General features: G+C 59.0%; 8 protein-coding genes. All 8 read left to right on the top strand.

All coding sequences use genetic code 11. The features are described from left to right. The first annotated feature begins 6 nt into the window (after nucleotides 1-6). Nucleotides 7-264 carry a PAAR domain-containing protein gene (locus tag F3J31_RS05445; RefSeq protein ID WP_072000524.1) on the top strand — a complete coding sequence of 86 codons (258 nt, stop codon included), beginning with the start codon at nucleotides 7-9 and terminating at the stop codon, nucleotides 262-264. A 2-nt stretch (nucleotides 265-266) separates the two neighbouring features. Beyond that, on the top strand, nucleotides 267-1427 hold the full coding sequence (locus tag F3J31_RS05440) for a hypothetical protein (protein ID WP_167211780.1): 1161 nt from the start codon (nucleotides 267-269) through the stop codon (nucleotides 1425-1427). A gap of 26 nt (nucleotides 1428-1453) precedes the next feature. Continuing rightward, entirely contained in the window at nucleotides 1454-4825 is a 3372-nt protein-coding gene (locus F3J31_RS05435; RefSeq protein ID WP_167211777.1) for an ImcF-related family protein, read from the top strand. Next, nucleotides 4826-6445: a type VI secretion system protein TssA gene (tssA, locus tag F3J31_RS05430; protein ID WP_167211774.1), complete on the top strand. Its 1620-nt coding sequence runs from the start codon at nucleotides 4826-4828 to the stop codon at nucleotides 6443-6445. Between the two features lie 76 nt (nucleotides 6446-6521). Further along, nucleotides 6522-8291 carry a type VI secretion system baseplate subunit TssF gene (gene tssF, locus F3J31_RS05425; RefSeq protein WP_167211771.1) on the top strand — a complete coding sequence of 590 codons (1770 nt, stop codon included), beginning with the start codon at nucleotides 6522-6524 and terminating at the stop codon, nucleotides 8289-8291. Further along, the gene (gene tssG, locus F3J31_RS05420) at nucleotides 8255-9334 is read left to right on the top strand and encodes a type VI secretion system baseplate subunit TssG (RefSeq protein ID WP_167211768.1); all 1080 of its coding nucleotides are present in this window, start codon (nucleotides 8255-8257) and stop codon (nucleotides 9332-9334) included. The genes tssF and tssG overlap by 37 nt, the downstream gene beginning before the upstream one ends. A 76-nt stretch (nucleotides 9335-9410) precedes the next feature. Continuing rightward, complete coding sequence (gene tssJ / locus F3J31_RS05415) at nucleotides 9411-9938, top strand: type VI secretion system lipoprotein TssJ (protein ID WP_167211765.1); 528 nt, start codon at nucleotides 9411-9413, stop codon at nucleotides 9936-9938. A 4-nt stretch (nucleotides 9939-9942) separates the two neighbouring features. After that, on the top strand, nucleotides 9943-12285 hold the full coding sequence (gene vgrG / locus F3J31_RS05410; RefSeq protein ID WP_167211762.1) for a type VI secretion system Vgr family protein: 2343 nt from the start codon (nucleotides 9943-9945) through the stop codon (nucleotides 12283-12285). Nucleotides 12286-12287: the final 2 nt, after the last annotated feature.

Genomic DNA, 12287 nt, shown 5'->3' with positions numbered 1-12287 from the left:
AAGTATATGCAAGGAATAATCCGTCTCGGCGACAAAACCACACACGGTGGTGCAGTGTTGTCCTGCTCAACGACCATGCTTTTTGGTGATATTGGTGTGGCCCGTAAAGGTGACCGTGTTTCCTGCCCTGAGCATGGTGATACCACTATTGTCGAAGGTAACCCAAATTATCGCGATCGCGGAGTTCCTGTGGCTTTCCATGGCCACAAGTGTGGTTGCGGCTGCACGCTTATCAGCTCACTGCCCAATGCTCTGGTGGGGTAAACGTGCCGGTTGAACTTGAGCGTATTCCCGCGCAGGAAAAACTGCCGCCCCGTCCGCGTCTTAAACGCTGGCTGCTCCTGGGCATTGTGATGCTGCTGGCGGGAGTTGCAGCTACATTCCTGTTCTGGAAGGGCGAGCGCTCCGGTGCTGCGTTCTGGGGGCTGTCAACAGGACTACCTGTCGTGTTATGGGGCCTTTTGATTGTCGGGCGCTATTTTGGCTACGTGCTCCTTTGTGCCCGTTGTGAGAGAAAAAATGCAACAACCGCCGCCCGGTACCGCTCAGACGTTGCGCGTGGTCAGCGCTTTGCCTGGCTTATCGGTGAAGTCCTGATTAACGGGCTGGGGTCTGCCAGCCCGATGACACACGAGGCCGTGTTAGCCAAAAAGCCCCTGATGATGCCCTGTGAGCCCGTTAATGGTGGCAATCCGGTTCGTCACCGGGCGCTGTCGGTCGCCGGGGAAATGGCTGACCGGGAAGCGCACTATTTTCAGGAGGTAATCGCCCACTTCCAGAATCTGGTGTCGTTGCTCCCGTCAACGCTGACCTGCTATCTGGCGGTGGATACCGGTGAACAGTTTTCGACACTGCCTTCGCTCCTGCAAAAAAGCATGTCCCATCCGCTGGTACGCATTCGCGACCTGACGGGGCTGGAAATCCTGGACTACTGGCTGGACTGCCATTATGACCGTGCTGCTGCGTTACTGGTGGTCAGCGCTCAGCTTTACGAACACCCGCCAGAGGACAGTGGCGAGGCCATTTCCATGTTACTGCTGACCAACTTCCGCCTGAAGGACTTCCCGGATGTGCCGGTCAGGATTCACCGGCCGCAAATGTGTTGCGATGGCAATCTCGACCGGGCATTTGAGCGCGTCATGATGTGGTCAGGACTGGAAAAAAATGCACTGAAGCAGGCATGGACCAGCGGCGGCCAGATGGCCTCTGGCGATATCTTCAGCAAGGCCCGGGAGGCACATGCCCCGGGGCTTAAAGCCGATAAAATTACCCATATTGATACGGTTGTCGGGTTTGCGGGCGTTGCCGCTCCCTGGCAGGCGTTACAGCTGGCAGCCCGTCAGTGTTTGAGCGACAGTGAAGCCCAGCTAATTGTCACCGAACTTTCAGAAGACAACCGACAACTCTGTATTGTCACCCCGGAATAACTCTCAAGGGATTGCTCTCCTCCGTTATGAAAATCGCATCCACTTTTCTGCTTGCGCTGCTTCTGGGCGCACTATCTGTCTGCCTCATTGGCGGCGCACTCTTGCTATGGCCGGAGTGGGTTAAGGACACCTTCAATATCGGGCCATTCAGTACGACCGGCATAATGATAATCAGTCTGCTGCTGATGCTGGCAGCACTGATCGTCGGCTGGGTGCTTGAAACTGTATTCACGAAGAACGGCGAGAAACAGGGAAAGCACGATGTGGTCGCCTCCGGACAGCAGGCTGCTGCATCCCAGCCTGAAGCAAAGCATACCGACGCGGACACCTCCCGGTTTGTGGCTGAGGCGCTGGTCGATCATCTGCGCCTGCGCTACCGCCGTCGCTGGAAAACCAAAGTGCGCCTGTTGCTGGTACAGGGTACCGACAGTGATATCGAAAAGGTGGTGCCGGGTCTTAAAGGCGATCACTGGCAGGAAAGTGACGGTATTGTGCTTATTTACGGCGGTCTTGCGGAAAGCGTGCCGGATGATGAGTTCCTGTCCGTGCTGAAAGCAGTGCGACCACAGCGTCCACTGGATGGCGTGGTGCAGGTGATGAACGCGGCTGCACTGCCCGATACGGCGAAGCAGGACACGCTGGTGCGCGTACGTCAGAAAACCGATATTCAGCTGGGCTGGCAACTGCCGGTCTGGCTGTGGCTTGTCCGGGAAGGCTACTGGGACCAGGACGGAGTGGGTGTACCTCCAGCCGGCGCGCTGTTTGGTCCAGGTGCGACAACGGAAGAGGTCCGCTCGACATTGACCTCACTCTCGTCAGACCTGCAAACCCCAGGCGTGTCGGCGCTGCTGAAGAACTCTCAGCACCACTGGCTGTTGAGCCTGTCGAAAGCCCTGCGCGGCTCGTTGCGACGCTCCCTGATCCCGCTGCTGACCACGCTGATGTCAGGGCCAGCCCCATACCGTCTGCGTGGGGTGATGTTCAGTCCGGCATTGCCAGGGACCGAAACGGTGCCGCATGCGCGCCTTTCACCACCGGTCTGGCAGGCGCTCGAAAAGGACAGCCTGCAGGTACATGCCCGTAAAATCGGTTTCCACTGGCAAAAGGTGCTGCGCCTGGTGCTGCTCGGTCTGGTACTGCTCTGGGGTGCGGGCACGCTACTGTCCCTGTCCGTCAACCGCACCCAAATCTGGCTGGCCCAGGATACGGCCCGGGTTGCCGCTGACACTAAACAGCCTCTTCCGGTGCGCCTGCGTAACCAGTTAGCACTGCAGCAGACCATTGCCCGCCTGCAGAACCGCGAAGTGCACGGTGCGCCGTGGTACACCCGCTTTGGCCTGAACCAGGACAGCGACACGCTGAAGCTGCTCTGGCCATTGTATGCCCGTAACAATCAGGCGCTGATGCGTGATGCACTGGCTGACGAACTTCACCGTCAGCTCAACGCTTTCGTGCAGTTGCCTCCGGCAAGCGATGCGCGCACCTCTGCCACACAGAAGACCTACGGTTTGCTTAAAGGCTACCTGATGCTGGCCCGTCCAGACAAAGCGGATGCGGAGTGGCTGGCGGGCAATATGCTGAAGGCCTGGCCGCACCGCAGCGGCGTGCCGGACAGCGTGTGGCAGACCCAGGCGCCGAAGCTGCTCGGCTTCTGGGCGCAGAACCTGCCGGCACACCCGGAGTGGAAAATTACCCCTGACCGCGAACTGGTGGGTACGGTGCGCCAGATTTTGCTCAAACAAATTGGGCAGCGTAACGCCGAATCTGGTTTGTACCAGGAGATGCTCGGGCGCATTGCCCGAAACTGGCCGGATTTAACCCTGGCGGATATGACCGGCGACACGGACGCGTCAACCCTGTTTTCTTCTGAAGAAGTGGTGCCGGGGATGTTCACCCGTCAGGCGTGGGAAGAGCAGGTTGAAGATGCGATTGATGAGGTAGTGAAGACCCGCCGTGATGAAATTGACTGGGTGCTGACCGACAAAACCCATCAGCCGGGCAGCGACGTCTCGCCGGAAGCGCTCAAACAGCGCCTGACAGAGCGTTACTTCACCGATTTTGGCAACGCCTGGCTCAACATGGCCAACAGTATCCAGTGGCACGAAGCGTCATCGCTTTCGGAGGCCATTGCGCAGCTGAACCTGCTGGCAGATGTGCGTCAGTCCCCTCTGGTGGCACTGATGAATACGCTTGCCTGGCAGGGACAGACCGGGACAAAAGGAGAGGCTCTGGCTGACACCCTGGTGGACTCGGCGAAAAAACTGGTGGGGCGTCAGAAGAGTGCAAAACAGTTTATTGAACAGGCACAGGGGCCGAAAGGGCCGCTGGATGGCGTCTTTGGTCCGCTCACGGGACTGATGGCCGGCAAGGACGGTACCGGCTCAAACGGTAACCTCAGCTTCCAGTCCTGGCTTGCCCGTGTAACCCAAGTGCGTCTCAAGCTGCAGCAGGTGACCAGCGCCCCTGATCCGCAGGCGATGGCGCAGATGCTGGCTCAGACTGTTTTCCAGGGAAAAGCCATCGATCTGACTGACACCCGTGACTACGGCTCTCTGGTAGCGGCAAGTCTCGGGCAGGAGTGGAACGGTTTCGGGCAAGCATTGTTTGTGCAGCCGCTCGATCTGGCCTGGCGTCAGGTGCTGGCTCCGGCAGCAGGCAGCCTCAATGCCCGCTGGCAGAGCACCATTGTTTCGCAGTGGAACACCGCCTTTGCCGGACGCTATCCATTTAAGGCCACCGGCAGCGATGCTTCACTGCCACTGCTGGCCCAGTTCCTGCGCAGCGACTCCGGGCGTATCGCTGCATTTATCAAAACCAATCTCGGCGGCATGCTGCATCAGGAAGGCAGTCACTGGGTGGTGAATCCGGCTGCCAGCCAGGGAATGAGCATCAGCCCTGCGTTTCTCGCCGCCATCAATAAGCTTGCCGATATCTCGGATATTGTCTTTGCCCAGGGCGATGCCGGGGTGCATTTCGAACTGATGGCCCGACCGTCACGCGATGTGGCCCGCACCCAACTGACACTTGATGGTCAGAAACTGGATTACTTCAACCAGATGGAAAGCTGGCAGAGCTTCACCTGGCCGGGCAATACGTACTATCCGGGTGTCGATCTGAGCTGGCGCTCAACAAGCGCTGAAATGCGTCTCTTTGCCAGCAACCAGGGTAACTGGGGCTTTATTCGTCTGCTCGATAAGGCGCTGATCACCCCGCTTGACAGCAGCCGTACCCAACTGGTGTGGATCACTCCGGACGGTAATCCTCTGAAATTTATCATGCGCAGTGAGCTTAGCAACGGGCCACTGGCGCTGCTCGAACTGCAGGGCTTCAGCCTGCCGCAGACCATCTTTACTGTGGGTGCAATTGACAGCGCGCCCACTTTTGCCGGAGACGAATAAATGGCGACTGCAGAAACACTTCTGACCCTGTGTCTTCCGGATGCAGCCCAGCGTGCTGCACTGCTCGTACAGACCCGGGAAAACCTTTCCCGGTGGGCGCCGTGGCTGACGGTACTCCCTACCGGTCATGGTTCCGGAGACGACCCGACCTATGAAGATGATTTCCAACTGATGCGCGAGGAAATCAACAAGCTGTCTGGTACCGATACTGGGATGCTGTGCCGCCTGGCGGAAAGCATTCTTACCCGCCATGCCCGGGATATCCGGGTGGTGACCTGGTATACCTTTGCCCGCCTGCAGCGTGACGGCGATACCGGGCTGACGGATGGCATCCTGCTGCTGGCAGCCATGCTGGAGCAGGCCGGATCGCACAGCCACCCACAGCGCAGCGCCGCAAGACTGGCTGCACTCGACTGGCTGAACAGTGAGAAGGTGCTCGATACATTCTCGCGCTGGCCGGATGTGACGCGTGAAGAGACCGCAAGAACGGCGGCGGCGCTGTGCCTGCTGGAGACCTCGCTGAAACAACTACCGGAGGCGGAACGCCCCAGCTTTGCCGGTCTGCTGCGGACGCTGGAAATCCGCCTTGCCGGTAGCGGTGGGCTGGATACGCCAGTGGCTGCATCAGGCCAGGATCATGTTGGTGTACCCCCCTACAGCAAAGCGACATCGGGCGCGACAGTGCCGGAAGCCGCTGTCGTCAAATCGGAGGTGGAGTTGGTACGCCAGCTGCGCGTGCTTTCCGGCTGGGTGGTTGAGCAGCCGCATGGCTGGCTTGCCGCCCACCGAATGATGAAGGCCGCCCGCTGGGACCTGGTGACACAACTGCCAGCGCTGGATGCGAGCGGCAGGACGCGTCTGCTACCGCCGAAAGCCGAATACCGCGCTCAGCTTAAACGCCTGTATCTGCAGCAAAGCTGGACTGAACTGGTGGAGCAGGTGGATGTCATGTTCACCGAAGGCGGTAACCGCTTCTGGCTCGATTTGCAGTGGTATCTGTGGCAGGGGCTGAGCCGGGCTGGCGGGCCGTGGGAACACTGGGCGGAGTACATACTCAGCGACCTGAGGCTGTTACTGAAACGCCTGCCAGGCCTGGAGACGCTTGCCTGGAACGATGGCACGCCGCTGGCCGATGAGGTGACACTGAACTGGATAGCCGAAAAGGTCAACGATGACATGCCCGGGTTTGCCGATGCGCCTGCGGTGGCAAACGGAGGCCAGACGGATGACATATCTGCGCTGGAAGTGGAAGCGATGGAAAAAGGTGACCGCGATGGCCCGGAGGCAGCGCTGACCTGGCTTCAGAATCGTCCGGACATGGCTTCACCCCGAAACCGCTGGTTAATCCGTTTAATCATGGCCCGGGTGGCAGAGCAGTACGGGCGTAACGAACTCGCGCTGCACCTGCTCGGTGAACTTTCCGGGAGCGCACCGCTGCTCACCCTCAGTGAGTGGGAGCCGGGGCTGTTGTTTGATGTGCAGGCCCGCCGTCTTCGGCTGTTGCGCCTGAAAGCCGGTCGCAGCGAGAGCGACAAAACCCGTTTTGCCCCTGAAATGGATAGTCTGCTGGCCGCGCTAATTACCCTCGACCCGGCGCGTGCGATGGTGCTGTGTGGGTAGGTTCTGCATTTACGTGACATTGTACCGATGCCGTCTCTTTTCTTTTTGTTGATTTCTACACTCAGGAAGTCCGTCCATGGATGATTTAACCCTGCGCTACTATGAAGCTGAAATGCGCTACTTGCGTGAAGCAGGTAAAGAGTTTGCCCGTGCTCATCCAGACCGCGCGGCTATGCTCAACCTGGATAAAAGTGGGGCCCGTGACCCGTATGTAGAGCGCCTGTTCGAGGGCTTCGCCTTCCTGATGGGACGCCTGCGTGAAAAGCTTGATGATGACTTGCCGGAACTGACAGAAGGGCTGGTGAGCCTGCTGTGGCCGCATTACATGCGCACGATCCCGTCGCTCTCCGTGGTAGTGTTCACGCCGGACTGGCGTCAGCTTCGCAAAATGGAAGTGCTTGAGAACGGCTTTTCCGTGCTGTCGCGACCGGTCGGTCCCGATAACACGGTCTGTCAGTATCGCACCACCCGTGACGTACCATTGCAGCCGTTGCATCTGAGTGAGGCCCGCCTGCAGACTGAGCCTGATGGACGCGCCGCCATTCGTCTGCGTTTCGAATGCCCCGAAAAAGTGGACTGGTCAAAAACCGGGATTGAAAAGGTTGCCATTTTCCTCGATGCAGACAGCCCGGTGGCCTCGGCTCTGCATCTGGCGCTGACACGCCGGGTGCAGGCGATGTATGTCCGCCACAGTGAGACCCGTACCGAGAGGGTACGTTTTGACGGCTGGTGTAAACCCATGGGCTTTGATGATGCTGACCGGCTGTGGCCAAAAGGGGACTCAGCGTTCAGTGGCTATCAGTTGCTGCTGGAGTATTTTAGCTTCCGCGAGAAGTTTATGTTTGTGGAGCTCAGAGGCCTGGAGCTGGCAGGGTTGAGTCAGAAAACCACCTGGTTTGAGACCGATATCGTGCTCGACGGCGGCTGGCCGTCAGACATGCCCTTTGAGACCGATAATTTCCGTCTGCACTGCGCGCCGGTCATTAATTTGTTCTCACTGGAGGCGGACCCGCTAACGCCTGACCCGCTGCAGAACGAATACCTGCTGCGGCCGATGCGCGTGCAGGATGGGCATACGGAAATCTACAGTGTGGACTCTATTCATGGTGCGGTGAAGAATGGCAAACATCCATATGTTCCGTTCACCAGTTTCCGTCACCGCGGTGGCATGATGCGCCATGACGCGCCGGAGCGTTACTTCCATACCCGCGTCAAGCGTGGACCCTCGGGACTGTATGACACGTGGCTTATCCTTGGCGGTAAGTCATTCGAACTGGAGCAACTTTCGCAGGCCCCGGAGTCGCTCTCCATCCGCATTACGGGCACTAACGGACAACTGCCGCGCCGCTCACTCCAGAGCACGCTGCTGGACAGAGTGGTGAAAGCGGGCAAGGTGCCGGTTCGGGTCATGAACCTGAAGGTGCCAACTTTACCGCTTTACCCACCAGCAAATGACCGCTTCCACTGGCGAGTGATGAGCCACTTGGGTTCAAGCTTCTTAAGCATGATGGATAATCCGGAAGTGCTGCGCGGGACGCTGGCGCTCTATGACTGGACCGATGATGAGATGAACCGTCGCCGTCTGGAGGCGATTGTGGCGGTAAAACACACCCTTATCCGCCGCTTTGAGAAGGGCTTTATGCTGCGCGGGGTGGACATTGAAATCACCATCAATGCGGACAATTTTGCCGGAGAAGGCGACGTCACCCTGTTTGGCGAAATGCTGCACCGCTTCTTTGCCCTCTATGCCGATGTCCACCTTTTTAATCAGCTCACGCTGGTCCTGCAACCGACAGGGAAACGACTGCGATGGAAAGAGAATCACAGCCAGCACGTTCCGGGCTGACAGAAGCGCTTCGCGACGACATCTGGCGGGTTAATTTCTACCGCTTCTGTCAGTTGCTGGAGCAGGAGAACCCGGACGCGCCGAAACTGGGCAGTACCGAGAAACTGTCCGCCGACCCGGTACGTTTTCGTCCGTGGCCGGGAATGGGCTTCCCGGTCAGTGAACTGAAGGCGGTTGAAACCGATGAGGACCACCCGGACCTGTCGCCGACGGTGCGGACCACTTTCCTCGGAATGTACGGGGTGGACTCCCCGCTACCGACGGCGTACCTCGATGATATTGCGCAGCGCCGGGAGGGGTATGAAGCCACCACAGCGTTTCTCGATATCTTCAGCCACCGTATTCACACCCAGTACTACCGTATCTGGCGCAAATACGCTTACCCGGCCACCTTCGAAGACGGCGGCGTGGATGACACATCTCAGTGCCTGCTGGGACTGGTCGGTCTTGGCATCCCGGGTACGGCGGAGCAGATTGCCACGCCGGTCTCCCGCTTCCTGGCGCTGCTTGGCACCATGCGGTTGCCAACCCGAAACGCCGAAGGCATCCGCCAGCTGGTGAGCCTGCTGGCCCCGGAGACCCGGGCCATGGTTATTAGCCCGGACCCGGTGAAAGTCCCCGTGGAGAGCCGCAGTGGACTCGGCAAAGCCAACCGCGTGTCGCTGTCACAGCGGGCCACACTCGGCAGGACCGGGAAAGAAGCCTGCAGCCGTATCCTCCTGATGCTGGCGACTGACAATCCGCAGGAGGCGCAGGGCTGGTTGCCCGGCGGTCAGCTGCACACTGACCTGATGGTGCTGCTGCGGGTGTACATGGGTTATCGCTCCGATGTACGCCTTCGCCTCACGGTACCGGTAAGCTGTCTGCCTGAACCACGTCTGGGTAAGACAAGCCGGGTTCAACTGGGCCGCACCGGCGTGCTGGGCCTCAAACGCGACCGTCCCACGATCCGTACGCACCTCACCGTAAGTCTGGGCACCTGTGAAGGCCTGACCTGTGAGACCCTGCGGCCGGCCGAGCCCGGCGGCTATCGCTTCGACTGATTTTCCGGAATGCAATACCCAATACCAGACACATTCAACACGCCCCTGTTTCTGAACGCTGAAAAGGACTCCACGAATGACTTTCGCTTCCCTGTTGCGCAGCGCCGCACTGATGCTGCTCTGTTCCCTTTTGACCGCATGTGGCCTGACTCAGGCCGTGTCGGACGGCACTGTCAGCGCAACCAGAGCCATTTTCTACAAAAAAATAAAGGTGCTGCACCTGGACTTCGAGCCACGTGCCGCTGCCAATGCCGATGAAGGGCAGACACCACTGGCCACCATGGTGCAGGTTTACCAGCTCCGGGACCGCCAGAAGGTGGATGCGGCCGACTACCAGAAACTGCTGCGCGATGCGGATAACACCCTTAAAGAGGACATTGTCGCCAGCAAGTCTCTGCTGGTGATGCCCAAAGGCAGCGTGACGCTCAATATGCCGATGAACGAAGAGGCGAAATTTGTGGCGGTGGTGGGGCTGTTTAATCGGCCGGATATCAAAAACAACACCTGGAAGCTGGTACTGAGCCGCGACGACCTCGACCCGGACAAGCCGCGGGCTATTCAGCTCAACAGCTCCGGGCTGACCCTGGTTCCGGTGAAGGAATAAACCCATGGACACCACCCTGGATAACTGGCTGGCGCTGTTTGACGGACAGACCCGCTACCGCTTTGAGATAAACGACAGCATCCTGAAGCCGGATGTGCTGAACCTCCACGGTCGGGAAGCGCTGAATGCACCGTTCAAATGGCGCATTGAGTTCACCACGCCGCAGAAAGGCATCAGCCGTCAGGATGCGATGCTGAAGTATGCCACCCTCAGCATGCTCAGTGGCAGAGTCGTGCAGGGTATCATTACCGGCTTTGAGGTCCTCAACGAAACCGTGGACCAGACGCATTTCGCCGTAACGCTTTCCTCGCGACTGGCACTGCTTGCCCATACCCGCCGCTGCGCGGTCTGGCAGAATGTTTCGGTACCGGAACTGGTGGCGCAGGTCCTGCGCAGCCACGGGCTGGAAGGAGCAGATTTTGAATTCCGGCTGGAACGGACTTACCCGGTCCGCGAACTGATCACCCAGTGGCGGGAAACGGACCTGCAGTTTATGCAGCGGATCCTTGCTGAGGTCGGTATCTGGTTCCGTACCGGAGTGAACACCGCTACCGGGCTGGACACCGTAACCTTTGCCGACAGCCAACTGCAGTATCAGTTTAATGTTCAGCTGCCGTACCGGGAACCATCAGCGCTGTATGACGGCGCGGTTGAGGCGGTGTGGGATGCGCGGGTATGGCACAACACTATCACCGGCAGGGTGTCCACCCGGGATTACAACTACCGTACGGCCGGTACGCCGATGGATGCACTGGTCAGCGTCAGAAACGAGGCGGCCACTACCAGCGAACATTACCGCTATCTTGCCCCTTATCGTGAAGCGGGCGATGGCACCACCTCTGAGCCGGAAACCGAAAGCGGGGCGTTTTACGCCCGCATTAATCATGAACACGCCCTCAATAATGCCATTCGCCTGCACCTGTTCAGTAACGCCAGCCACCTGTCCCCGGGGATGGTAGTGGAGACCGGCGATAGTGGCGTGCCGGAGCTGAAAGAGGGGATGGTGATTACACTCACCACCTTCCGCGCGGCCCGGGACACCCGTCTGCACGTTTCCGTGTGGGGCATGCCCTACAGCGAGCAGTTTTGCTTCAGACCTGCGCCTGTACCACGCCCGCTGATCGCCGGTACGCTGATGGCCCGCGTGGAGAGTGACGAGAAGAACGCACCGTATGCCCATCTCGACGAAACGGGGCGTTACCGGGTGAAGCTGGACTTCAGCCGTGAAGACGCAGAGCCCGGTTATAACTACCTGTGGATACGTCAGGCCAAACCGTACGCCGGGGAAACGTACGGCTGGCACACGCCGCTGATAAATGGCACTGAAGTGGGGATTGCCTTTGACGGCGGCGACCCGGACCGCCCGTATATCGCCCATGCGTTCCATGATTCTGAACATCCGGACGTGGTCACCCGGGACAACCGCAGCCAGAACATCCTGCGCACCGCAGGTCAGAACGAACTGCGAATGGAAGACCTGCGCCAAAGCGAGCATATTGCGCTGAAAACGCCGTTTGGAGCCACGGCCCTTAACCAGGGCCATATCGTTGATGCACAGAACGAGCCGCGGGGCACCGGCTTTGAGCTGCGCACCGATGAGTTCGGGGTTATACGTGTGGCAAAAGGGCTGCTGGTCACCGCCGATGGCAAAGTGCACGGCGAAGGCGATGTGCTGGATATGGACGTGGCTCTCAGAGAGATTGAGACCGTCCGGACGCAAATCGAGGGACTGGCCACAGCCACCCGACAGGCGAAAGCCCTCGAAGCTGATATCGCCAGCCAGCAGGTAATGTTCGCTGCACGGCTGAAAACCCTCAATGAGATGATCCACTTTTCAGCACCCGAGGGGATGGCTTTTACCAGCGCAGAGCATCTGCAGCTGGCGGCCACTGACAATATTGCCCTGAATGCCGGTGGTGATATCAGTATCGGGACCCAGGGGCATATCACCGGACTGGCGGGCGACAGCGTGGGAATGTTTGCTCAACACGGCAAGCTGAGCCTGATTTCGGCTCAGGGGCCGGTACAGTTTCAGGCGCAGAACGGCGTGATGCACCTGAGCGCGGAGCAGACACTGACCCTTATCTCTGCCAGAGAGATGCTGCTGGCCGGGAAGAAGCGAATACGGCTGGTGGGCGGCGGGAGCTCCATCCTTATCGAGCAGGGGCAAATCAAGTACGAGACGGCGGGAACGTACACCCGCAAGGCCAGACGACTGGACACGGAAGGTGGTGCTTCACAGAGGATAGAAATGCCAGTTTTGTACCCGCCAATCGAAAATAAAATTTGTATTCCTTGTCTGCTTAAAGCTATTCAGGCGAATGATGCGATAGTGCAGGGAGCATAAAA

Source organism: Enterobacter sp. Acro-832, assembly GCF_011752745.1.
GTDB lineage: Bacteria > Pseudomonadota > Gammaproteobacteria > Enterobacterales > Enterobacteriaceae > Enterobacter > Enterobacter quasiroggenkampii.
The sequence above is the reverse complement of the archived record's forward strand: the minus strand, read 5'-3'. Positions and strand labels throughout refer to the sequence as shown.

Excerpts from the sequence above, each read along its gene's own strand:
- F3J31_RS05445 (WP_072000524.1), top strand. The coding sequence starts at position 7 with ATGCAAGGAATAATCCGTCTCGGCGACAAAACCACACACGGTGGTGCA.
- F3J31_RS05435 (WP_167211777.1), top strand. The coding sequence starts at position 1,454 with ATGAAAATCGCATCCACTTTTCTGCTTGCGCTGCTTCTGGGCGCACTA.
- tssA (WP_167211774.1), top strand. The coding sequence starts at position 4,826 with ATGGCGACTGCAGAAACACTTCTGACCCTGTGTCTTCCGGATGCAGCC.
- tssF (WP_167211771.1), top strand. The coding sequence starts at position 6,522 with ATGGATGATTTAACCCTGCGCTACTATGAAGCTGAAATGCGCTACTTG.
- tssG (WP_167211768.1), top strand. The coding sequence starts at position 8,255 with ATGGAAAGAGAATCACAGCCAGCACGTTCCGGGCTGACAGAAGCGCTT.
- tssJ (WP_167211765.1), top strand. The coding sequence starts at position 9,411 with ATGACTTTCGCTTCCCTGTTGCGCAGCGCCGCACTGATGCTGCTCTGT.
- vgrG (WP_167211762.1), top strand. The coding sequence starts at position 9,943 with ATGGACACCACCCTGGATAACTGGCTGGCGCTGTTTGACGGACAGACC.